This is a genomic window from Streptomyces sp. NPDC001920, from assembly GCF_053594495.1.
In genome coordinates this window covers 1-20,987 of sequence record NZ_JBSFEP010000007.1, presented here as the reverse complement: position 1 = coordinate 20,987, position 20,987 = coordinate 1, and the positions used below count along the sequence as shown (strand labels likewise).

The 20,987-nt window shown below is 69.8% G+C and carries 23 protein-coding genes; 16 read left to right on the top strand and 7 right to left on the bottom strand.

All coding sequences use genetic code 11. The features are described from left to right. Positions 1-13 precede the first annotated feature (13 nt). The 8 genes from ACWCPI_RS13410 (at position 14) to ACWCPI_RS13375 (ending at position 4,962) form a co-directional block, all read left to right on the top strand. Positions 14-676 (top strand): DUF2637 domain-containing protein, encoded by a 663-nt coding sequence (locus tag ACWCPI_RS13410; RefSeq protein ID WP_451038246.1) that lies wholly within the window; start codon positions 14-16, stop codon positions 674-676. An 11-nt stretch (positions 677-687) separates the two neighbouring features. Next, positions 688-879, top strand: a complete 192-nt coding sequence (locus tag ACWCPI_RS13405) for a mobile element transfer protein (protein ID WP_451038245.1) — start codon at positions 688-690, stop codon at positions 877-879. 24 nt (positions 880-903) lie between these two features. Further along, the gene (locus tag ACWCPI_RS13400) at positions 904-1,098 is read left to right on the top strand and encodes a hypothetical protein (protein ID WP_451038244.1); all 195 of its coding nucleotides are present in this window, start codon (positions 904-906) and stop codon (positions 1,096-1,098) included. A 25-nt stretch (positions 1,099-1,123) separates the two neighbouring features. Continuing rightward, positions 1,124-1,369, top strand: a complete 246-nt coding sequence (locus ACWCPI_RS13395; RefSeq protein ID WP_451038519.1) for a SpdD protein — start codon at positions 1,124-1,126, stop codon at positions 1,367-1,369. A 155-nt stretch (positions 1,370-1,524) separates the two neighbouring features. Next, on the top strand, positions 1,525-2,808 hold the full coding sequence (locus ACWCPI_RS13390; RefSeq protein WP_451038518.1) for a replication initiator: 1,284 nt from the start codon (positions 1,525-1,527) through the stop codon (positions 2,806-2,808). Beyond that, positions 2,801-3,037 carry a helix-turn-helix transcriptional regulator gene (locus ACWCPI_RS13385; protein ID WP_451038243.1) on the top strand — a complete coding sequence of 79 codons (237 nt, stop codon included), beginning with the start codon at positions 2,801-2,803 and terminating at the stop codon, positions 3,035-3,037. Before ACWCPI_RS13390 ends, ACWCPI_RS13385 begins: the two co-directional genes overlap by 8 nt. Next, positions 3,037-4,254 (top strand): tyrosine-type recombinase/integrase, encoded by a 1,218-nt coding sequence (locus ACWCPI_RS13380; RefSeq protein ID WP_451038242.1) that lies wholly within the window; start codon positions 3,037-3,039, stop codon positions 4,252-4,254. Before ACWCPI_RS13385 ends, ACWCPI_RS13380 begins: the two co-directional genes overlap by 1 nt. Before the next feature lie 180 nt (positions 4,255-4,434). Next, a complete protein-coding gene (locus ACWCPI_RS13375) occupies positions 4,435-4,962 on the top strand; it encodes a hypothetical protein (protein WP_451038241.1) in 528 nt (175 codons plus the stop codon). Positions 4,963-5,313: 351 nt separating this feature from the next. Here the strand turns inward: ACWCPI_RS13375 and ACWCPI_RS13370 are convergent, their stop codons facing one another. After that, on the bottom strand, positions 5,314-6,075 hold the full coding sequence (locus ACWCPI_RS13370) for a phosphoglyceromutase (RefSeq protein ID WP_451038240.1): 762 nt from the start codon (positions 6,073-6,075) through the stop codon (positions 5,314-5,316). 155 nt (positions 6,076-6,230) lie between these two features. Here ACWCPI_RS13370 and ACWCPI_RS13365 point away from each other — a divergent pair, with 155 nt between their 5' ends. Next, a complete protein-coding gene (locus ACWCPI_RS13365; RefSeq protein WP_451038239.1) occupies positions 6,231-7,490 on the top strand; it encodes an MDR family MFS transporter in 1,260 nt (419 codons plus the stop codon). 38 nt (positions 7,491-7,528) lie between these two features. On the opposite strand, the gene ACWCPI_RS13360 is transcribed toward ACWCPI_RS13365, so the two are convergent. Further along, positions 7,529-7,975: a DUF2000 family protein gene (locus ACWCPI_RS13360; RefSeq protein ID WP_451038238.1), complete on the bottom strand. Its 447-nt coding sequence runs from the start codon at positions 7,973-7,975 to the stop codon at positions 7,529-7,531. 89 nt (positions 7,976-8,064) lie between these two features. On the opposite strand from ACWCPI_RS13360, the gene ACWCPI_RS13355 reads away from it, so the two are divergent. Next, a complete protein-coding gene (locus ACWCPI_RS13355) occupies positions 8,065-8,871 on the top strand; it encodes an AraC family transcriptional regulator (protein WP_451038237.1) in 807 nt (268 codons plus the stop codon). Between the two features lie 24 nt (positions 8,872-8,895). On the opposite strand, the gene ACWCPI_RS13350 is transcribed toward ACWCPI_RS13355, so the two are convergent. Next, entirely contained in the window at positions 8,896-9,396 is a 501-nt protein-coding gene (locus ACWCPI_RS13350; protein WP_451038236.1) for a YbjN domain-containing protein, read from the bottom strand. Continuing rightward, a complete protein-coding gene (mshA, locus tag ACWCPI_RS13345) occupies positions 9,389-10,726 on the bottom strand; it encodes a D-inositol-3-phosphate glycosyltransferase (RefSeq protein WP_451038235.1) in 1,338 nt (445 codons plus the stop codon). Before mshA ends, ACWCPI_RS13350 begins: the two co-directional genes overlap by 8 nt. Positions 10,727-11,309: 583 nt before the next feature. Here mshA and ACWCPI_RS13340 point away from each other — a divergent pair. The 3 genes from ACWCPI_RS13340 (at position 11,310) to ACWCPI_RS13330 (ending at position 14,976) form a co-directional block, all read left to right on the top strand. Next, on the top strand, positions 11,310-12,128 hold the full coding sequence (locus tag ACWCPI_RS13340) for a class I SAM-dependent methyltransferase (RefSeq protein ID WP_451038234.1): 819 nt from the start codon (positions 11,310-11,312) through the stop codon (positions 12,126-12,128). A gap of 179 nt (positions 12,129-12,307) precedes the next feature. Beyond that, entirely contained in the window at positions 12,308-13,393 is a 1,086-nt protein-coding gene (locus tag ACWCPI_RS13335) for an NlpC/P60 family protein (RefSeq protein ID WP_451038233.1), read from the top strand. 284 nt (positions 13,394-13,677) lie between these two features. Next, positions 13,678-14,976: a PP2C family protein-serine/threonine phosphatase gene (locus ACWCPI_RS13330; protein WP_451038232.1), complete on the top strand. Its 1,299-nt coding sequence runs from the start codon at positions 13,678-13,680 to the stop codon at positions 14,974-14,976. Between the two features lie 68 nt (positions 14,977-15,044). On the opposite strand, the gene ACWCPI_RS13325 is transcribed toward ACWCPI_RS13330, so the two are convergent. The 3 genes from ACWCPI_RS13325 to ACWCPI_RS13315 all read right to left on the bottom strand — a co-directional run bounded on the left by ACWCPI_RS13325 (position 15,045) and on the right by ACWCPI_RS13315 (position 17,002). Next, positions 15,045-15,377 carry a DUF2516 family protein gene (locus tag ACWCPI_RS13325; RefSeq protein ID WP_451038517.1) on the bottom strand — a complete coding sequence of 111 codons (333 nt, stop codon included), beginning with the start codon at positions 15,375-15,377 and terminating at the stop codon, positions 15,045-15,047. 150 nt (positions 15,378-15,527) lie between these two features. Beyond that, a complete protein-coding gene (locus ACWCPI_RS13320; RefSeq protein ID WP_451038231.1) occupies positions 15,528-16,199 on the bottom strand; it encodes a hypothetical protein in 672 nt (223 codons plus the stop codon). 128 nt (positions 16,200-16,327) lie between these two features. Then, positions 16,328-17,002: a helix-turn-helix domain-containing protein gene (locus tag ACWCPI_RS13315; protein ID WP_451038230.1), complete on the bottom strand. Its 675-nt coding sequence runs from the start codon at positions 17,000-17,002 to the stop codon at positions 16,328-16,330. Between the two features lie 338 nt (positions 17,003-17,340). Between ACWCPI_RS13315 and ACWCPI_RS13310 the strand changes: the two genes are divergently transcribed. The 3 genes from ACWCPI_RS13310 to ACWCPI_RS13300 all read left to right on the top strand — a co-directional run bounded on the left by ACWCPI_RS13310 (position 17,341) and on the right by ACWCPI_RS13300 (position 20,900). Beyond that, positions 17,341-18,045: a TnsA-like heteromeric transposase endonuclease subunit gene (locus ACWCPI_RS13310; RefSeq protein ID WP_451038229.1), complete on the top strand. Its 705-nt coding sequence runs from the start codon at positions 17,341-17,343 to the stop codon at positions 18,043-18,045. Beyond that, positions 18,011-19,033: a hypothetical protein gene (locus tag ACWCPI_RS13305; RefSeq protein ID WP_451038228.1), complete on the top strand. Its 1,023-nt coding sequence runs from the start codon at positions 18,011-18,013 to the stop codon at positions 19,031-19,033. The genes ACWCPI_RS13310 and ACWCPI_RS13305 overlap by 35 nt, the downstream gene beginning before the upstream one ends. Positions 19,034-20,255: 1,222 nt before the next feature. After that, positions 20,256-20,900, top strand: coding sequence for a class I SAM-dependent DNA methyltransferase (locus tag ACWCPI_RS13300; RefSeq protein WP_451038227.1), 645 nt, complete (start codon positions 20,256-20,258; stop codon positions 20,898-20,900). The last annotated feature ends 87 nt before the right edge of the window (positions 20,901-20,987 follow it).

Below are 20,987 nucleotides of genomic sequence, written 5' to 3'. Positions count from 1 at the left end.
AAGGAGCCGCATCATGCGCGCCCAACTGGCCCGTATCGACGCGGTGCTCGTCCAGGCGCTCATCGCCGCCGCGCTGTCCTTCGCCCACCTGCACGACATCGCCCTGGCGGCCGGACAGGACGGATGGAAAGCGTGGGCCTACCCCGTCTCGGTCGACCTGTTGCTCGTAGCCGCCTGGCGTCGACTGCGCTCCGGTGAGGCGAAAGCGGCCGGGTGGTGCTGGTTCGTCATCGCCCTCGCCGCCTCCCTCGGCGCCAACGTCGCCACCGCCGGCCTCCTCGACATGAACGACGTACCGGCCTGGCTGCGCATCCTCGTCGCGGGCTGGCCCGCCGTCGCCTTCCTCGGCGGAACCCTCCTCGCCCACACCACACCGACAACGGCCGACGAGAACACCGAGCACACAGACGACCCCGTGGACCAGGAGACCGCCCCCGAACCAACCCCCGAACTCGACGTGGAGGAACCGCCGGAACCGCCGACGACTCCGCCGGCCATCGAGCCACCGCCGCCCGAGCGACACGCCGTCGCCGTCCCGGCCGCCCTCGTCGAACACGCCCGCAAAGTCGCCGCCGAGCACCACACCCGCACTGGAACACCCATCGACACCCCCACCCTCCGCGCCCGCCTCGGCGTCCCCGCGCCCATGGCCGAAGCCATCGCCGCCCACCTCTGAAAGGACGCCCGATGTCCGCCAACCGCCGCTTCCGCAACGTCACCCGCATCGGCCCCGTCCAGGTCGCCACGTCCTACGACGGCCGGGGCCGCGAGAAGCACACCGCCGCCTGCACCGCCCCGCGCTGCGGCTTCTCCGCCGACTACGACATCCGCGCCGCCGCCGAGCTGGCCGCCCGCACCCACCGCTGCCCCGTCCGCTGATCCGCCGAAAGGAACCAGGCCACCGTGACCGTCAGCCTGCCGCTCGTCGTCGTCCTCGGCCTCTTCGCCTGGGGCGCGGTCAAGTTCCTCGGCGTCCGCACCTGGGTCGTCATCCTGATCGCCCTGTTCGGCTTCTGGCTCTCGCAGACCCTCCTCGCCCCCGCCATCGAGTCCGGCACACGTACCGGCGTGGACGTCATAAACGGCTCACATGCCTAGACGAGTAGATGAGGAGATCGTGACCGTGTTCCTGCCCAAGTACCCCGACAACCCCACACCGCCGCCCGCCCACACCCACACCCCCGCCGATCCGGCGCCCGTCCGGCGCACGCTCCCGGCGGTCCACGTCAGCCCCGCCGTGGTGCCGGCCGTGGTCGTGGGCGGTGTCGTCCTCACCGCGCTCCTGGCCGCCGTCGCCGTCTCGGCCATCTCCGTGGCCATCGCGGCCGTGGTCCTGCGTTCCCTGATCCGCGAGCACAACCGGCGCTGAACCGCGCCAAGCACCTGGGGCGGCACACACGACCAAGCATCTGCCGCCCCAGGGCCACAACTCCTGACCGAGCCAGTCAGAAGGAGACCGCCATCTTCACCCGCACCACCCCGCCCCCGCTCCCGGAACTCACGAAGCTCGCCGAGCACGGCGCCCTGCCCGGTATCCTCCGCCAGCTCTCCGGACTCGGCGGCTGCACCCACCCGATCCGCCTCGACGGCCACCGCACCGAGTACGACATCGACACCACGACCGGCGAGATCGGCCGCATCCTCCAGCACCTCGACTCCACCGACCTCCCGGCCGGGAACCTCCTCGTCCGCTGCAACAACCGCCGCACCACTCGCTGCGCGGCCTGCGCCGAGGTCTACCGCCGCGACACCTTCCACCTGATCACCTCGGGCCTGCGCGGCGGCAAGGGCACCCCCGAACAGGTCGGCACCCACCCGCGCGTCTTCGCCACCTTCACTGCCCCGAGCTTCGGCCCGGTCCACAACCGTCCTTCCTGCGGGCGCCCCTGCCGCTGCGGTACCCAGCACGATCAGGATGACGAGACACTCGGCGCCCCGCTCGATCCGGAGACGTACGACTACGAAGCGGCCGTTCTCTGGAACGCCCACGCCGGACCCCTGTGGCGGCGCTTCTCCACCTACCTCCGCCGGGAGGTCGCCAAGCGCGCCGGCCTTTCACAACGCCGCTTCCGCGAACACGCCCGCGTGTCCTTCGCCAAGGTCGCCGAGTACCAAAAACGCGGGGCCGTCCACTTCCACGCCGTCATCCGCCTCGACGGCCCCACCGGCGACGACACCCCGCCCCCGGCCTGGGCCACGGCCGAGCTGCTCACGGACGCCATACAGGCGGCTGCGGCCAAGGTCCGCGTGGACGGCCCGGTCATCGACGGACGGGCCCACACCTTCTCGTTCGGCCGCCAACTCGATGTCCGCACCATCCGCTCCGCCGACTTCAAGGACGGCCAGGAACTGACCGAGCGCGCGGTCGCGGCGTATATCGCCAAGTACGCCACCAAGGGCGCCGAAACCGCCACGGGAGCTCTCGACCGGCCCTTGAAGTTCGCCGCCGAACTCGCCCAGCTCGACATCAGCGACCACGCCCGCCACCTCATCCGAACCGCCTGGACCCTCGGCGCCCGCAAAGATCTCGAACACCTCCGCCTGCGCGCCTGGGCCCACATGCTCGGCTTCCGCGGCCACTTCTCCACCAAGTCCCGCCGCTACTCCACCACCCTCGGCGCTCTCCGCGACGCCCGTGCTGAATGGCGCCGAACGCAAGCCGCAGCAGCCAACAGGCCCGAGTCCGAGACGACGTACGTCCTCGCGCACTGGGTCTTCGCCGGAACCGGCCTGACCGACGCCGAAGCCTGGCTCGCCACATCCCTCGAACCCGCCCCCGGAACGGAAGGAGAACCAACCCGTGGCTAACCGAAGCCTCAGCCTGGCGGACGTGGCTGCCGAACCGCGCCCTCTGCCTTCCCGGTATCTGACGCCTGAAGACCTGGTCGAGATGTTCGACCTGCCCAGCGTCGAGACGGTCTACCAGTGGCGCAGGAAGCGCACCGGCCCCAGAGGCTTCCGTGTCGGCCGACACCTGCGCTTCGACCCGATCGACGTGCGGGCCTGGGTGGATGCTCAGCTTGGGGAGGCTGCCTGATGGCCGGGCACATCCAGGACCGTTGGTACAAGAGCGAGGTTGGCCCGGACGGCAAGACCAGCAAAGTCAAGACCGAGCGGTACGGCTCGGGCATGCGGTACCGCGCTCGGTACGTCGGCCCGGACGGCACGGAGAAGTCGAAGAGCTTCCCTGACCTGCAGAAGCGGCTCGCCGAGCAGTGGTTGACCCAGACTGAGGCCGACATGGCGCGCGGGCAGTACATCGACCCGCGCGCGGCACGGATCACGTTCCAGCAGTACGCCGAGAACTGGGTGACTCACGCACCCGATCCGAACACCCAGGCGTCAATGGAGTCGCAGCTTCGGCTGCACGCGTTCCCTTACCTGGGGTCACGTCCTCTCGGCTCCTTCCAGCCCGCTCACATCCGTGACTGGGTCAGGCAGCTCCAGGAGAACGGAGTCCGTGGCTCATACGCTCGGACGATCTACTCCAACGTACGGGCGGCTCTGAGCGCTGCCGTGGACGACGGGCACCTTCCCCGGAACCCGTGTGCTGCCCGCTCGGTTCGGCCCCCGACCGTGGACAGCAGGCGAGTCGTCCCATGGACGGCAGAGCGGGTCTTCGCCGTCCGGGCGGGCATGCCCGAGAGGTACCAAGCCATGGTCGATCTGGGCGGCGGCTGCGGGCTACGCCAAGGGGAGATCCTTGGTATCGCCGTCGACGCGATCGACTTCGCGTCGGGCACGCTCCACGTGGTCCAGCAGCTCAAGCTGAGCCGCAGCAAGCCCGTGTTCGCCCCGCCCAAGGGTGGCAAGCTGCGGGACGTGCCGCTGCCCGGTCCGGTCGCTGATGCCCTCCGGGACCACCTGAAGCGGTTCCCGCCGGTGGAGATCACCTTGCCGTGGAAAGTGGCGGACGGGCCTCCGGTGACCAAGCGGCTGATCTTCACCGGCCCGCGTGGCGGTCATGTCTGGCGGACGTCCCTCAACGAGGAAGTGTGGAAGCGGGCGCTCGCCTCGGCCGGAGTGATCCCTGAGCGGAAGCCAGGCAAGTCCTACGCGAAGTCCCGCGAGAACGGCATGCACGCCCTCCGGCACTTCTACGCCTCGGTGCTCCTGGACGCTGGTGAGAACATCAAGGCCCTCGCCGAGTACCTTGGCCACTCGGACCCGGGCCTGACGCTCCGCGTGTACGCGCACCTCATGCCGTCCAGCCAGGAGCGCACCCGTAAGGCGATCGCTGCCGTGTTCGCGTGATGAAGTGCTGGCTTTGACACCTCACAGGCCCGGGCCCTCCATCCGGGCGGCCTCCGGGTGCACGGACCGGAGACCCCTCGTAACGTGAGAAATGCAGCCTGAGTGGAGCCGTCGGAAAGGCCGGAACGGGATAGGTGACCTATGGCATGGGAGCCGCCGACGTGGCGAAAGCCAGCCCCGATGGGCTTCGGCGCAGCGTTGAATTCGGCCACTTTTGTTGCAGCACCACTACTAGCCGGGTTCTCCGTAACCATCATCGGCCTGGTGCTCAGGGGTCAAAAGGACTTTCGCTGGCCAGGGTTCACGCTTTTCCTCCTGACGATCTCGGCAATCCTGTTGGTCGCTAGCCTCCTGTTCGGAATTAGCTCCCAGAAATTTTTCTACTCAGAGAGCGAGCTAAAGAATTGGTGGACTGAGACAGAATTCCAAAGACGCCAGGAGGATCTGTCGGACCATCAGCAGGCTGATTTCTCACTCTGGCAAGGGCAGGGGTGGCGGGCATTCGCCTGCTACAACGCGGGCATCGCCACACTCGCGGCTTCACTGTCGACCCTACTCCTACCCGTACCAACGGACGTTTGCGCCGTCGCAGCTTTCAAGGGGATCAGCTCCACCCTTATGGCGATCGCGGCACTGGCTGTACTGATTACCGGAGCAGTAACATCCTGGCGTCTCCACGAAATGAGACAGGCAGACGAGGAGCGGTGATGAAATGGTCTCAATGCCCGTGCTGCCACATGACCAGGTGGCACGTAAGGACAAAACCCCACTGCCCGCTCAACGACAAGACCATGAAACAGGCAGACAAGATTCGCAAGACAGGTGTCGGGCTTCCCAATTGCTGCCGCAGGCGTGACAAGAGGAGAGCTGAGCCCGCTGCCGAAGAAGCAAGCTGAGTCCGTTACCGGCGCTCCTCGACCGCTTCCCGCCGGCCTTCCTGGTGTCGGTCCGCGTGAGGCTGCGCCGCATCTAAGCGCGACGGCCCACAGACGGCCCACCCCCACCAAGAAGCCCCCGTCCTGCAAAGAAACCGCAGGTCGGGGGCTTACAGTCGTCGAGTTACTTCTTCTTGCCCTGGTTCTTGACCGCCTCGATGGCCGCCGCCGCGGCCTCCGGGTCGAGGTACTTGCCGCCGGGGGTGACCGGCTTGAAGTCGGCGTCGAGTTCGTAGTACAGGGGGATGCCCGTCGGGATGTTCAGGCCCGCGATGTCGGCGTCGGAGATGCCGTCCAGGTGCTTGACCAGGGCGCGCAGGCTGTTGCCGTGGGCGGCGACGAGGACCGTGCGGCCGGTCAGGAGGTCCGGGACGATGCCGTCGTACCAGTAGGGGAGCATGCGGACGACGACGTCCTTGAGGCACTCCGTGCGGGGGCGCAGCTCCGGCGGGATCGTCGCGTAGCGGGGGTCGCCGGACTGGGAGAACTCCGTGCCGTCCTCGAGCGGCGGCGGCGGGGTGTCGTAGGAGCGGCGCCACAGCATGAACTGCTCCTCGCCGAACTCGGCGAGGGTCTGGGCCTTGTCCTTGCCCTGGAGGGCGCCGTAGTGGCGCTCGTTCAGGCGCCACGAGCGGTGCACGGGGATCCAGTGGCGGTCAGCGGCCTCCAGGGCCAGCTGGGCCGTGCGGATCGCGCGCTTCTGGAGGGACGTGTGGACCACGTCGGGGAGAAGGTCGGCGTCCTTCAGGAGCTCGCCGCCGCGGACTGCCTCCTTCTCGCCCTTCTCGTTCAGGTTGACGTCCACCCAGCCGGTGAACAGGTTCTTCGCGTTCCATTCGCTCTCGCCGTGGCGGAGGAGGATCAGCTTGTACGGTGCGTCGGCCATGCGTCTGAGCGTAATCGAAGGCTCTGGCCGGGTGAGCCCCCCGTTCGAGGAGCGGACGGTTGACGGGATCTGTTAATTCGGTGGCCCGGCGAAGCGGCGGAGTCGTAAGTTGCGCAGGCCGTTATTGATTCTTACATCCTGTGGGGGGAGCCCGCGTGTCCGTCGCCGCCCTGAGACGTGCCGCCCGAGAAACCGTCTCCGGGCTGCCCCGCGAGTTCTGGTGGCTGTGGACCAGCACCCTCGTGAACCGGCTCGGCGCCTTCGTCGCCACCTTCATGGCCCTGTACCTCACCCTCGACCGCGGGTACTCCGCCTCCTACGCCGGTCTCGTCGCCGCGTTGCACGGACTGGGCGGGGTCGTCTCCTCCGTCGGGGGCGGAGTCATGACCGACCGGCTCGGGCGGCGGCCCACGCTGCTGCTGGCGCAGGTCGCCACCGCCGTCTCCGTCGCGGTCCTCGGGTTCATGCACCACCCGGTCGCCATCGCCGCCGTCGCCTTCGTCGTCGGTGCGGCCTCCAACGCCTCCCGGCCCGCCGTGCAGGCGATGATGGCCGACATCGTCCGGCCCGAGGACCAGGTGCGGGCCTTCTCGCTCAACTACTGGGCGATCAACCTGGGCTTCGCCGTCTCCTCCATGGCCGCCGGCTTCATCGCCGAGGCCAGCTACCTCGCCGGATTCCTCATCGAGGCCGGGATGACCATGGTGTGCGCGGTCGTCGTCTTCGTGAAGGTGCCGGAGTCCCGGCCCGAGCGCACGGCCGTTCAGAAGGCAGCCGAGGCTGAGGTCGGACTCGGCACCGTGCTGCGCGACGGGCGCTTCATGGGCGTCGTGGGCCTCTCCTTCCTCGTCGCCCTCGTCTTCCAGCAGGGCGCGGTGGGACTGCCGGTGGCCATGGGTCAGGCCGGGTTCTCCCCCGCCGACTACGGCGTCGCGATCGCGGTCAACGGCGTCCTGATCGTCGCCCTGCAGATTCCGCTCACCCGGTTCATCGAACGCCGCGACACCGGGCGGATCCTCGTCGTGTCGTCCCTGCTCGCCGGGTACGGCTTCGCGCTCACCGCGTTCGCCGGGTCGGTCGGCACCGTCGCGCTGACGGTGTGCGTGTGGACGCTGGGCGAGATGCTGAACGCGCCCACGCAGACCGGCCTCGTCGTCCGTCTCTCCCCCGCCCAGGGGCGCGGCCGCTACCAGGGCATGTACACCCTGTCGTGGTCGGTGGCGGCCCTGGTGGCCCCCCTGATGTCCGGCTTCGTCATCGACCGCTACGGCACCGAGTGGCTGTGGGGCATGTGCGCCGTCGTCGGTACGGCGGCCGGGATCGGGTTCGCGACGCTGATGCGGTGGATGCCGACCGAGGAGCCGGCCTCCACCGTGACACCGACCGACACGAAGCCGGAGGTCAGCGCGGCCTGAGCCGCGGACCGGGGCCCGTCCGAGGTGGCTCCTGTGTCTCACGGATGCATCCGCGCCCCCTTCACCACCTTGTCCACCGCGTTCCTCGGCCCGTACACCGCCAGCCCCACCAGGTCCAGCTCCGCCGTGCCCACGGCCCGCACCGCCGCCCGGTTGTCGCGGTCGTTGCCCGTGGTGAACAGGTCGGAGGTGAACACCGCGCGCGGGAGGGCACGGGAGAGCACGCGCGCGTGAGCCGTCTTCAGCACCTCCTTGGTGCCCTCGAAGACCAGGACCGGCTGGCGGAACATCGGCAGGTACGCCACCTGGTCCGCGTCCTCGTACGGCTCCCCGACGACCTCGGGGACCTGCGTCCCCAGGCCGCTGACCAGGAAGGCGGTCACGTTCAGCCGCTGCCAGGGCTCCAGGTCCTCGCGCAGCAGCACAGCGATCTTCGTGTCGAAACGGACCGGTGCCTCATCACTCACGGATGCCTCATCGCTCATGGGACGAGACTGGCGGCCGCCGTACGGCACGGTCTTGTACGTTCTTTGCATGGCCGCCGCCGTACGGCACGGTCTTGTACGTTCTTTGCATGGCCGCCGCCCGGAACCGCCAGGAAGTCTCCGCGTGGCGCCCCTCAGTCCCGGGCGTCACCGAGGTCTTCCACGCCCACTTCACCGAGTACGCCTACCCGATGCACGTCCACGAGGCCTGGACGCTGCTCATCGTCGACGACGGCGCCGTACGCTACGACCTCGACCGGCACGAGCACGGCACCCCGCACGACACGGTGTCCCTCCTCCCGCCGCACGTCCCCCACAACGGCTCCCCCGCCACCCCGCACGGCTTCCGCAAACGCGTCCTGTACCTGGACAGCACCCGGCTGGGCGAGGATCTGATCGGCCCGGCGGTGGACTCCCCCGACCTACGGGACCCCGCGCTGCGGCTGCGCGTCGGCCAGTTGCACACCGCCCTCGCCCACCCCGGCGACGAGCTGGAGGCGGACAGCAGGCTGACTCTCGTCAGCGACCGGTTGCGCAGCCACCTGCGTCCCGGGACGCGCAGGGACGTCCCGCGTCGCGACCCGGTCCTCGCCCGCCGGCTGCGCGAACTGCTCGACGAGCGGGTCGTGGCGGGCCTCGCCCTCGACGAGGCGACGAAGCTGCTGCACGCCCATCCCGCCCATCTCGTACGGTCGTTCAGCACGGCGTACGGCATCGCCCCGCACCAGTACCTGATGTCCCGCCGCGTCGAACGCGCCCGCCGCCTGCTCCTGGACGGCCGCTCACCGGCCGAGGTGGCCGTCGCGACCGGCTTCTACGACCAGTCCCATCTCACCCGGCACTTCCGCAAGCTGGTGGGCGTGCCGCCGGGGCGCTACCGCGGCAGCGCGCGCTGAGCGTCGTACAGGTCGCGCGGGCGTTCAGTCGGCGGACCGCTTCGTCAGATGGGCGAACGCGTCCAGGTTGCGCGTCGACTCACCGCGCGCCACGCGCCACTCGTACTCCTTGCGGATCGCGGAGGCGAACCCGAGTTCCAGGAGGGTGTTGAAGGCGCCGTCCGCCGCCTGGAGCACCTGGCCGAGGAGGCGGTCGATCTCGTCGGCGGTCACGGCGGCCAGCGGGAGCTTGGCGGTGACGTAGACGTCGCCGAGCTGGTCCACGGCGTAACTCACGCCGTACAGCTTGATGTTGCGCTCCAGGAGCCAGCGGTGGACGCCGCCCTCGTTCTCGTCGGGATGGCGGATGACGAAGGCGTTCAGAGACAGCGAGTGGCGGCCGACGAGGAGGGAGACCGTCGTCGACAGTTTGTGGGTGCCGGGGAGTTTGACGACGTAGTTGCCGGGGGCCGGGCTCTCCCAGTCGAGTTCGGCGTCCTTCAGGGCTCCCTCGACGATCCGCGCCGCCTTCTGTTCGTCAGCCATGGTGGGAGCGTACGCGACGGCGGTGGGCCTGGGCCGCGGCCGTGTAGACGTCCGCCGTGGCGGCGGCCGCGGTGTCCCAGCCGAAGGACTGGGCGTGCCGGGCGGCGGCCTCGCCCATCCGCGGGGACAGGTGCGGGTCGTCGGCGAAGGCGCGCAGCACGCGCGCGTAGTCGGCCGGGTTGTGGCCCTGCACCAGGAAGCCGGTACGGCCGTCCCGTACGGCCACCGGGAGGCCGCCCACCGCTGCCGCCAGGACGGGGGTGCCGGCCGCCTGTGCCTCTATGGCCACCAGGCCGAAGGATTCGCTGTACGACGGCATGACCAGCACGGATGCCGCTCGGAACCAGTCCGCGAGCTGCTCCTGGCCGACGGGCGGGCGGAACCGTACGACATCCGCGATGCCCAGTCGGGCGGCGAGCTTCTGCAGGCCCTCGGGCTTGGCCATGCCGCTGCCGCTGGGGCCGCCGACGACCGGGACGACGACGCGGGAGCGGAGGTGGGGGTGCTCGTCCAGCAGGACGGCCACCGCGCGCAGCAGGATGTCGGGCGCCTTCAGGGGCTGGATACGGCCCGCGAACAGGGGGATCAGGGCGTCCTGCGGGAGGCCGAGGCGGGCACGGGCGGCTGCTCGGCCGTCGGCGGGCGTGAAGCGGTCCAGGTTCACGCCGGGGTGGACCACGGCGACCGTGTCGGGGTCGGCGGCGTAGTGCCGTACGAGTTCGTCGGCCTCTTCGGAGGTGTTGGCGATGAGGCGGTCCGCGGCGGCCACGATCTGGGTCTCGCCGATGACGCGGGCGGCGGGCTCGGGGGTGTCGCCGTCGGCCAGGTTGGCGTTCTTGACCTTCGCCATGGTGTGCATGGCGTGCACCAGGGGGGCACCCCAGCGCTGGGCGGCGAGCCAGCCGACGTGGCCGGAGAGCCAGTAGTGGGAGTGGACCAGGTCGTAGTAGCCGGGTCGGTGACCGGCCCAGGCCTGCATCACGCCGTGGGTGAAGGCGCACAGCTGGGCGGGGAGGTCCTCCTTGTTGAGGCCCTCGTACGGGCCCGCGTCGATGTGGCGGACGAGGACGCCGGGGGCCAGCTGGACGGTGGGAGGGAGGTCCGTGGCCGTGGTGCGCGTGAAGATCTCCACCTCGATGTTGATCGCGGCGAGGCGCTGTGCGAGTTCCACGATGTAGACGTTCATGCCGCCGGCGTCGCCGGTGCCGGGCTGGTGGAGCGGTGACGTGTGCACGGAGAGCATGGCTACGCGGCGGGGGCGGCGGTGCAGGCGCAGCCGGTGGGGGGCGGCCTGGGCGCGGCGCCCGAGCCTGCTCACGTACTGGCTCACGTGGCGTTCCTCCTTGCTGCGGGCATGCCGGGTGGAGGGTGCGGGCGCCCTCCAAGGCGGTGCAACGCCGGAGGGAGGGGTTCCCATTCCGGGCAGGGCGGTTTTTGCCTAGGCGTTACCGGGGGTCGCTCAACTGTTCGGGGGGTGTGTGCGTGGTGGGCGCGGAGGGGGGCGGCCGGGGGCTTTATGGAGGACCGTTGCTGCGACGCCTGTGCGGGTGCGTGGGGGTGCGCCATGCCTGCGGCGCCTGTGCGGGTGCGTGGGGGTGCGCCATGCCTGCGGCGCCTGTGCGGGTGCGTGGTGGTGCGCCATGCCTGCGGCGCCTGTGCGGGTGCGTGGGGTGCGCCATGCCTGCGGCGCCTGTGCGGGTGCGTGGGGGTGCGCCATGCCTGCGGCGCCCGTGGGGGGTCGGGGCCGTGCCGGGGGGTGTCCGTCCTCGGGCCGGCGGTCGGTCGGCGGCGAGAAGTGAGGTTTCCTGACGCCGGCCACTGCGGGCGGGCACCCCCCGGCACGGCCCCTTCGCGCCGTCGGCGGGTGCGGGTGGCGCCCGCCGGGTGGGTATCCGGCGCTTACCCTCGTGTGCATGAGTTCCCGCGCCTTCGCCCGGCCTGTGGGCACCGTCACGCGCGGGACCACCAATCCGAATCGGCTGCGCCGGATGGACCGGTGGATCGCCCACACGTACGGGGCCGAGCTGCGGCGTGCGGGTGATCCGGTCGCCGTCGACCTCGGGTACGGGGCCGCCCCCTGGACCGCGGTGGAGCTGCTTGTGCGGCTTCGGGTGGTGGCGCCGCGGGTGCGTGTGGTGGGTGTGGAGATCGAGCCCGCTCGGGTCGCCGCGGCGAAGCCGTACGAGCGGGAGGGGCTCGTTTTCCGGCACGGGGGGTTCGAGATCCCGATCCCGCAGCGGCCGACGCTCGTGCGTGCGGCGAATGTGCTGCGGCAGTACGAGGAAAGCGAGGTCGCGGCGGTCTGGGAGCGGTTGTGCGCGCGGCTCGCGCCCGCCGACCGGGCGACCGGGGACCGGGGCGGGCTGCTCGTGGAGGGGACCTGTGACGAGATCGGGCGTCGGCACGTGTGGGTCGCGCTCGGGGCGGAGGGGCCCAGGACGGTGACCTTCGCGACGCGGCTGGGGTCGCTGGAGCGGCCTTCGGATCTCGCCGAGCGGCTGCCGAAGGCGCTCATCCATCGCAATGTCCCCGGCGAGCCGGTGCACGCCTTTCTGCGGGACTTCGACCGCGCCTGGGCCGCCGCGGCGCCCTACGCGTCGTACGGGGCGCGGCAGCGCTGGATCCGCGCGGTACGGGACCTCGCGGGCGACTGGCCGGTGGTGGACGGGCCGGTGCGGTGGCGGCAGGGGGAAGTGACGGTCCGGTGGGAGGCGTTGGCTCCACGGGGCTGACTTCGTGGCCCGATGGAACGATCTCCGTGAGTCGTTCGTCACAAAGGCGGGGAGATCGTCGTACCACGGAGGGCACGGGGGGAGAGAGTCACTGCCCCTGTCGTTTTGCGCCACGGCATGGCACGATCCCCCAAGCGTCCGTATGTTACTGACGGTAAATCAGGTTTGGGGGCAGAGGTATGGGACCGGGCAAGCACACCCTCGCGGTGCGCAGGCGCAGCGCCCTCGCCGCCGTGGCCGTCGTCTGCGCGGTCACCGTACTGGCGGCACCGGGCACGGCGTTCGCGGCACCCGATCCCAGCCCCAGCGCCTCCGCGGCGACCGTGTCGAACGAAGAACTCGAGGCGGTCCGCCAGAAGCTCGAAAAGCTCTACCACGCCGCGTCCGTCGCCACCGACGAGTACAACGCCGCCGAGGAGGCGACCGAGAAGCAGTCCGCCCAGATCGTCGCGCTGGCCAAGCGGATCGTCGAAGGCAAGGAGAAGCTCGCCGAGTTGAAGAAGCGCGCCGGCGCCGCCGCCGCGGCTCAGTACCGCTCCGGCGGGCTGCCCGACGAGGCACATCTGGTGCTCAGCGACGACCCGCGCGACTTCCTCGACGATGCCGGGCGGGTACTGCAGGGGCAGCGCGCGACCAAGGGACTGCTGGCCGAAATGGCCCGCACCCAGCAGGACTTGGAGCTGTACGCCAAGGACGCCTCCGCCCAGTGGCACAAGCTGGAGGCCGGCCGCAAGGCCAAGGCGGTCGCCCAGAAGAAGATCGAGAAGCAGATCGCGCAGGCCGAGAAGCTCGAATCCCGGCTGGAGAAGGAGGAGAAGGAACGCCTCGCCCAGTTGGAGGAGGACGCGGCCCGCAAGGCGCAGACCGCCTGGCTGGACTCCGGCGTTCTGAAGGACCTCGACAGCAAGGCGTCGAAGCAGGGCCGCAAGGCGGTCGAGTACGCCTCCGAACAACTCGGCAAACGGTACGAATGGGGCGCGGAGGGCCCGGAGACGTACGACTGCTCCGGGCTGACGTCACAGGCCTGGGTGAGCGCCGGGCGCGGCATCCCCCGGACCTCCCAGGAGCAGTGGAGGCAGCTGAAGCGCATCGACATCGCGGACATGCGCCCCGGCGACCTCATCATCTACAACGCCGACGCCAGCCATGTGGCCATGTACATCGGCGACGGCGCCATCATCCACGCCCCGCGCCCGGGGCGGACGGTGACCGTCGCGGGGGCCGGCTCGATGCCGATCCTCGGGGTGGTTCGCCCGGATGCATGAGGATTCAGGGGGTCTTGTGACGGGCGCCTCGTGACGCCTGCCACGTGACCCACCCCACGTCACATCGCTCCAAAACCGGGCGCCGACGTGACGTTCGTCATCCCGGAGGCACTTCCACCCTGTCCAACTGCGGTAGGGAACGCGGCATATGACAGGGGCGCGCCTCAACGCGGCGTGGCTCACGCCATTCCGTTGCGGCGCCGACTACCGCTATGGTCCCCGTCGGTGGATCGAGGTCCCTCGTTCCCACCGTGCCCTCGGGGGGAGGGAAGGAACTCAAGACGATGCCCGTACCCATACCGCGGCAGAGAGCGATCCCGGCCGTGGAGAGTGGTCAGGCGCAGGCCGCATCCCCAGGCGGCACCTCCACGGAAGAGGCCCCGCGTAAGGAAGAAACGGTAGAGAACACCGCTCACACCAACCTGACGCTGCTGCTGATCGAGGACGATCCCGGCGGCTCGCCGATCGTGCCCGAACTCCTCGACTCGGCCGGCAAGCCGATCCGCGTGCGCACCGCCCGCAACCTCACCGAGGCCGAGCGGCTGCTCACCGACGACGTCCACTGCATCCTGCTGGACCTCGCCCTCAAGGCGCCCGGGCCTGCCACCGACGACGAGCTGGCCGTGCTCCGCCATGTCCTGGAGCTCGCGCCCCGGCACGCCGTCCTCGCCCTCACCGCCTCCGGAGACGCCGAGCGCGGCGCGGAGGCCGTGCGCGTCGGTGCTCAGGACTATCTCTTCCGGGACGAGCTGGACGGACGGCTGCTGAGCCGGGCCATCCGGTACGCGGTGGAACGGAAACGTTCCGACACCGCCGAGCGACGGCTGGCCGAGGGCCGGATGCGGGCCCAGGAGAACCGCCGTCTGGAGCGCGGTCTGCTGCCGACGCCTCTGCTGGAGGGCTCCTCGCTGCGGTTCGCGGCACGCTACCGCCCGGGGCGCTCGCGCGCGCTGCTCGGCGGTGACTTCTACGACGTCGTGCGCACCGCCGACGGCACCGTGCACGCCATGATCGGCGACGTCTGCGGCCATGGACCCGACGAAGCCGCGCTCGGCGTGGAGCTGCGGATCGCCTGGCGGGCGCTGACGCTGGCGGGGCTGTGCGGGGACGCGCTGCTCGGGACGCTGCAGCAGGTGCTGGAGCATGAGCGGTCCGACGACGAGATCTTCGCGACGCTCTGCACGGTGGACATATCGCCGGACGGCCGACGGGCGGGGCTGTGCCTCGCTGGTCACCCCTCGCCGCTGCTGGCCCGGCCGGGTCGGGCGGCGCGGCTGCTGCCGTACGACAACAACGGGCCGGCGCTCGGGCTGCTGCCCGGCGCCCGGTGGCCTCGGATGCAGGTGGAGCTGGGCGCCGAGTGGAGCCTGATGCTCTACACCGACGGGCTGATCGAGGGGCGCGTCGGCGACGGCCGCGAGCGGCTCGGGCAGGACGGCATGGTGGAGATGGTGCGCCGGCAGCTGGGTGAGGGGCTGCGCGGTGAGGCGTTGCTGCGGGCCGCTGTGAACGAGGTGCGCGACCTCAACGGGGGCGAGCTGACGGACGACGTGGCGGTGCTGCTGCTCGACCGCGGCGTGTGAGCGGGGCCCGCCGACGGAGCCCCGCACCCCCTACGGGGCGTGCCCGGCGGCGGCGGTCCTCCGCCTGATCAGCGGCCGCCGTTCCACGGGCCGTACGGGCCGTCGCTGCTGGAGCCCCTTCTGCTGCGGCCTCCGCCCGGGAGGCCCTTGAGCGCGGGGCGGACGTCGACCATGTAGACGATCGTCGCGATGAGGCCGATGATCGGCAGGAACGACAGGATGTTGAAGATCAGGTTCACCACGAAGGCGAGCCCGAGGATGATCAGCCAGAACGGCTTGGTCTTCTTGTCGGCGGCGCGATAGGCGTCCTCACGGCGGATGGCCGCGTCGATCAGCGCGAATCCGCTGAAAACGATCAGGGCCATGCTCAGCAGCCACAGGAATCCCTGGAAGCCCTCCATCAGCACAACGTCCACCACCCGTATCGGCTCTATCGGCTCGTACCTACGCGGTCACCGTACCCGCACTGGGGGGACCGCTACCCGAACAACGGGCCGAGCACTTCGTAAGTGCCCGGCCCGGGTCCGACGGCCGCTTCTCACCCGTCCGTGTTACTTGGCGGGCGGCGTCGTCTTCTTGGCGGTGGGCTTGCGTGCCGGGGCCTTCTTGGCGGGGGCCTTCTTGGCGGCCTCGACGGCCTCGACGGCCTCGACGGCGGGCTTCGGCTCGGCCGGCTTGGCCTCGGCCTTGTCCTGCTTGACCTCGACCGGCTCAGCCTTCGGCTCGACGGCGATCGCGAGCTCCTCGATCTCCTCGGCCGCCTCGCCACGCCAGGTCCGCACGGCCTGCTCACCGTGCTCGGCGACCTTCTCGTAGGTCTCACGGGCCTTGACGGCGTACTCCGCGGCGACACCCACACCGCGCAGCGCGAGGTCCTGGGCGGTCTCGCCGAGCTTCCTCAGGTCGGCGTCGAGATTGCTGCCGAGCTTCTTGACGTCGGCGTCGAGGCTGCCGATGAACTCGGTGACCTTGGTCTGGATGGTCTCCTGCGCCTCCTTGGCCTTGGCTCCTGCTTCCTTGGCGCGGGCGGTGGCCTTCTCCTGGACGGCCTTCGGGTCCGTGTTGCGCACGGCCTCGAAGCGGGCCGGCGCCTCGGTGCGCAGCTGCTCCACCAGGCCGGGCACCTTCTTGGCCTGCTGGAGGGCCAGGTCGGCGGTGCCGGCGGCGAAGTAGAGCGGGGTCGGGTCGCTGAAGGTCTTACGCAGGTCGTCGGTGATGGCCATGGTGATGGTCCTCCCGGGTTGCTTCGAGGTGAGGGTTTTGGATGCCGCGGCGGGCCGGACGGCCGTACGGCTGATCGCCGACGCGTGCCGGGTCGTGGCGTGCGTCGGGCAGCGCGTGGTCAACCGTCTTACTGCCGCGGGTCGTTCGGGTTCTCCGGGTCGGCGTCGGTGCCGTCGGACGTACGGGTCGTGCGGGTGGTGCGGGTGGTGCGGGTACGGCGCTCGGCGGACTTGCGGCCGCCGTCGGCCGTGCTGTTCGTGCGGGTCGTACGGCCGCGACGTACGGCGGTGTCGCCGAAGTCACTCTCGTCGCCCGCGTCACTGCCGTCGAGGACCGCCGCGCCGTCGCGGTGGCCGTCACGGTGGCCGTCGCCGTGATGAGCGCCCAAGCCCGAGCCGACGGCCTCGGCCAGGTCGACCGACTCGGCCGTCTCCCCCGCCTCGGGGGATATCCCGAACCCGTTCTCCTTGCGGAAGGATTCGTAGATCTGGAGCAGTACCTGCTTCTGCCGCTCGTTGAGCGTGGGATCGGCGAGGATGACGGCGCGCGTCTCCACCTCGTCACGGTCCCGCTCGGCGTCGAGGATGCCGGCCCGCACGTACAGCGTCTCGGCGGAGATCCGCAGCGCCTTGGCGACCTGCTGCAACACCTCCGCGCTCGGCTTGCGCAGCCCGCGCTCGATCTGACTCAGGTACGGATTGGACACCCCGGCGGCATCGGCGAGTTGCCGCAGTGACAGCTGCGCGTTGCGCCGCTGCTCACGCAGGTACTCGCCGAGATTGCCGACGTTGAGCGATGCCATGCCTCCACCTTGCACCACGCTCGCTAACTATTGCAAGCACCTGCTTGCAAAAGTGCGCCATGCCACGTGAAACAGGCTGGGCGACCCGGGTTGTCCTGCCTCTGTGACCTGTCTCTGCGAAGTTGAGGCAGTCCCGGTCCTCGTGAGGCATCCGCCCGCACGTCTCGCTCAATCTCGGGCATCTGGTGTGACGTCTCGATCAATCTGAGGTGCTGGCTCCTTCCGCCCCCTACGGTCGTTCCACCTGGTCAGCGCCGAGTGGGGGTGGCTGGTGGAAGCGGAGGACTTCTGGCTGGAGTACACCGACGCCCGAGGTGCATGGCGGGCCGGTTGAGGTGATGTGGCCGACCCGGTTCGAGGCGGCCGGGCAGGTGCGTGCGTTCCCGTCGCACCGCGGGCAGCGGAACTTCTCCGGCTGGTACTGGGCTGCGACCTGCTCTGAGCTGGTGGGTTACGAGTCCTGGGTGGAACTCGGGCACCTGATGCGACTGGATGCCGAACCGGACGTGGCGGCAGTGGCCTCGCAACCGTTCCGGCTGTCGTGGCGGTACGGCGGCCGGGCCCGGCGGATCAAGCACACGCCGGACTACTTCGTACGTCGGCGGGACGGCACGGCCGTGGTGCTGGACGTGCGTCCGGACGAGCGCATCGAGCCCGAGGACGCGGTGAAGTTCGCAGCGACGGCTGCTGCCTGCACCCGGGTCGGCTGGGGCTATGAACGGGTCGGAGTGCTTGATCCGGTGTCGGTGGCGAACCTGCGGTGGCTGTCGGGCTACCGGCATCCCAGAGTTCGGCGGGAACCGGTGGCGGACGCTCTGCTGGCGGTGTTCAGCGAGCCACTGGGGCTGCTGGCGGGGGCTCGGGCGGTCGGTGATCCTCTCGCGGTGCTGCCGGTGCTCTACCACCTGCTCTGGCATCACGAGCTGACGACGGAACTGCGGACGGAGCGCTTGTCAGCGGCGTCGCTGGTGCGGCTGGTGCCTGCGGCCGTGAAGGAGGTGGGCTGGGATGCCGACGCGTCCGCGGCTGCTGTCGCGGGGTGACCGGGTCCACTACGACGGGCGTGAGCACACCGTCGCCGCCCTGCACGGCACATCGGTTCGCCTGGTCGATGACACCCAGGCGGCGAGCGTCGTGCTGCTCGGGCATCTGCTGGCTTCGGAGGGCTTCGCGGTGCTCAGCGCCGGCCCGGCCCGCCCGCCGCTGCCCGAGGAGGGAGTGCTGGACGGGCTGCCTGAGGAGGCGGCGGAGCGGGCCCGGTGGTGGCAGCGGCACCTGACCGAGCTGATGACGGGCCGCCCGGACGCGACTCCTGGCACGGCTGTGAGGCGGGAGTACGACCCGGAGGTGCGCTCGGTGCGCCAGCGGGAGTTGGCCAAGCTGGCCGAGCTGCGCGAGGCCGGTGAGGAGGTGTCTTTGAGCACCCTGCAGCGGCTGCGGACCCGTTTCGAGCGCGAGGGGGTGGCGGGGCTGGTGGACCGGCGGCTGGTCAAGCCCTCTACCGGCACGAGCCGGGCGGATCCGCGGGTGGTGGCCGCGATCGAGCAGGTCGTGAACAGCCGGACCGACGAGGCGACGGTGTCGGCGCAGGTGCTGCGGCGCAAGGTCGAACGGCTCCTGGCGGCCGAGCACGGTGCCGGAGCGGTGGCGATGCCGTCGCGGGCCGCGTTCTACCGGCTACTGGAGGCGGTTTCGACGGGACGGCATCTGCTGGGGTCGGCCCGCACCCGCCGCTCGCTGGGCAAGCAGCCGAAGCGGACGTTCGGACAGCTGACGGCCGCCCGGCCGGGCGAGGTGATGGAGATCTATCGCTGGCCGTTGCACACTCCTGCACACCGGCCCTTTCCCGCCCGGAGCCGAATGGGAAGGGCTGGTGGCGACGATGGAGGACACCCTCCGCCTGCATCACCACACTCCAGGAACCCTGACCAAGCTGCACGCCTACCTCCACCAACGCACCGGTGGCATGATCGGCAGCCTCTCTCACCTGATCCGGGCCGCCGCCATCTCGGCAGTCCTCGACGGCAGTGAGCGGATCACCCACCGCCAGCTGCACACCATTCACGTCGACCACGCCAGTGAGAGCGCCTACAGGACATCGGCGTGACCCCCTCCGCGGACCTCTACGGACCAGTCTGGCCGCTCCCCCTCACCACCACCCCCTTCCCGAACGAGACCCTGCGGTCCTCCATTGCACGGCTCGCCCTGCTCAACAGGCTTCCGCCCGAACGCATACTCCGCCGCTTCTACACAGCGGAATCGCCCCTGGACAACGTGAAACTCCTAGCATCGCGCAGCGGGCAGGCCCCTCTTCTGCTGATGCGGAAATTGCCCGAGCTGGCCACTCCAGGCCCCTGGCCCCACGAGCGGTACGAAGGTCTCGCCCGCAGCTGGGCCTGCCATCCCTGCGTTGCGGCCCGCACCGGACGGGACGACTGGAAAGTCGAAATTTGGGTCATCAATGGACACCATCACCTCTGTGTCAAACACCGCCGATGGACGGGCACCCACCACGGGCACTACATGGCCAACTTCGCCGGCCCCATCGACGGACAGTTCAGCCTCAACCGGGCCCCTGAGATCGGTCCATGCGCAGCGGAGGCTCCGTCGGCTCTTTCGGCGGCGGACACCCCGAAGGGTTCTGGCTGCCTACCAGGAATGCGTCGACTTCTGGCGCGAGCTGGCCAAGCACGGATATGCCGTCAACAGGACCGAACGTCTTCTCGACCTCATCGCTCCCGACGAGCCCCTTGCTCGCCGCAGTTACGCGATGCGCGAGGCCGCTCTCCTGCCAGACCTCGTCGAAGTCCTGGGGATCTACACATCTCCGGTCTGGCGCCACCGAGCTCTCGGCAGCCCCCGCGATGTTCAGCTCTTTCACCGAGAGTTCGAGCGGCGGTTGCCTCCCGAACGACGGCTGAGAACGACCGCAGATCCCATGGTTCACAAGCGAAATCACACTGGTCGCGGAAAGGATCAATGAACGGATGGACGAACAGGAACGTCAACTGATGCGGGTGGCGTCGGCTGCACCAGGCACGCCAGAGTGGTGGCCTCCACTCATCATGCGCAGACTTCTGCGACACACCCCCTCTCATGCACGGTGAAACACCACGTGGTCGAGGTCGAGGCGCTACCTGTCCGGCGTCAGGGACGAAAGAACCTCACGGAGTTGTTCAGGTTCGTCAGCGGTGATCATCCGTCACGCCGACTCTGCACGACATCCTGATCACTGGGGCTACTGTGTCGAGGCATGAACACGGACCAGTGGTTAGCAGACACCCGCGCGTCCTACGACACGGTCGCGGTCAGCTATGCCGACCAGCTGCGCGAGGCTCTGGCCGGGGAGCCCTACCTTCGAGCAGCTCTGGCGTTGTTCGCCGAGTTGGTGCACGCCACCGGCGGCGGGCCGGTGGCAGACGTGGGCTGCGGACCTGGACACGTCACCACTCACCTGCACGAGCTGGGCGTGGATGCGTTCGGCATCGATCTTTCACCCGCGATGATCGACATCGCTCGGCGCGACAACCCCAACCTGCGGTTCGAAGTCGGCTCGATGACGGACCTTCACCTCGCCGACGCTTCGCTCGCCGGCCTGCTCGCCTTCTGGTCGTTGATACACGTCCCCGACGATGCCGTACCCACGGTCTTCAGCCACTTCTACCGGGTGCTACGCCCTGGCGGACCACTGCTGCTCGGCTTCCACGTCGGTGATGAGTCGAGGCTGAAGACGCAGGGCTACGGTGGTCACCCGATGAACGTTTACGTCCACCGCCGTCAGCCTGACCAAGTGACGACCTGGCTACACGATGCTGGCTTCACGGTCGAGGCCCACATGCTCCTCGACCTCGACGAAAGCGTTCCAGGGGCGGTTCTCTTCGCACGCCGTAAGCCCTAGACGAGTAGTTCCGATTGCGGGGTTCACGGACGCAGGGAGGGTGTCCAACATCGGGTTGTGACGACCGAGTTAGACACCCTCTTGACC

Coding starts and splice junctions, on each gene's coding strand:
- ACWCPI_RS13410 (WP_451038246.1), top strand. CDS start 14: ATGCGCGCCCAACTGGCCCGTATCGACGCGGTGCTCGTCCAGGCGCTC.
- ACWCPI_RS13405 (WP_451038245.1), top strand. CDS start 688: ATGTCCGCCAACCGCCGCTTCCGCAACGTCACCCGCATCGGCCCCGTC.
- ACWCPI_RS13380 (WP_451038242.1), top strand. CDS start 3,037: ATGGCCGGGCACATCCAGGACCGTTGGTACAAGAGCGAGGTTGGCCCG.
- ACWCPI_RS13375 (WP_451038241.1), top strand. CDS start 4,435: ATGGGCTTCGGCGCAGCGTTGAATTCGGCCACTTTTGTTGCAGCACCA.
- ACWCPI_RS13370 (WP_451038240.1), bottom strand. CDS start 6,075: ATGGCCGACGCACCGTACAAGCTGATCCTCCTCCGCCACGGCGAGAGC.
- ACWCPI_RS13360 (WP_451038238.1), bottom strand. CDS start 7,975: ATGAGCGATGAGGCATCCGTGAGTGATGAGGCACCGGTCCGTTTCGAC.
- ACWCPI_RS13355 (WP_451038237.1), top strand. CDS start 8,065: ATGGCCGCCGCCCGGAACCGCCAGGAAGTCTCCGCGTGGCGCCCCTCA.
- ACWCPI_RS13350 (WP_451038236.1), bottom strand. CDS start 9,396: ATGGCTGACGAACAGAAGGCGGCGCGGATCGTCGAGGGAGCCCTGAAG.
- ACWCPI_RS13340 (WP_451038234.1), top strand. CDS start 11,310: ATGAGTTCCCGCGCCTTCGCCCGGCCTGTGGGCACCGTCACGCGCGGG.
- ACWCPI_RS13335 (WP_451038233.1), top strand. CDS start 12,308: ATGGGACCGGGCAAGCACACCCTCGCGGTGCGCAGGCGCAGCGCCCTC.
- ACWCPI_RS13330 (WP_451038232.1), top strand. CDS start 13,678: ATGCCCGTACCCATACCGCGGCAGAGAGCGATCCCGGCCGTGGAGAGT.
- ACWCPI_RS13325 (WP_451038517.1), bottom strand. CDS start 15,377: ATGGAGGGCTTCCAGGGATTCCTGTGGCTGCTGAGCATGGCCCTGATC.
- ACWCPI_RS13320 (WP_451038231.1), bottom strand. CDS start 16,199: ATGGCCATCACCGACGACCTGCGTAAGACCTTCAGCGACCCGACCCCG.
- ACWCPI_RS13315 (WP_451038230.1), bottom strand. CDS start 17,002: ATGGCATCGCTCAACGTCGGCAATCTCGGCGAGTACCTGCGTGAGCAG.
- ACWCPI_RS13310 (WP_451038229.1), top strand. CDS start 17,341: ATGTGGCCGACCCGGTTCGAGGCGGCCGGGCAGGTGCGTGCGTTCCCG.
- ACWCPI_RS13305 (WP_451038228.1), top strand. CDS start 18,011: ATGCCGACGCGTCCGCGGCTGCTGTCGCGGGGTGACCGGGTCCACTAC.
- ACWCPI_RS13300 (WP_451038227.1), top strand. CDS start 20,256: ATGAACACGGACCAGTGGTTAGCAGACACCCGCGCGTCCTACGACACG.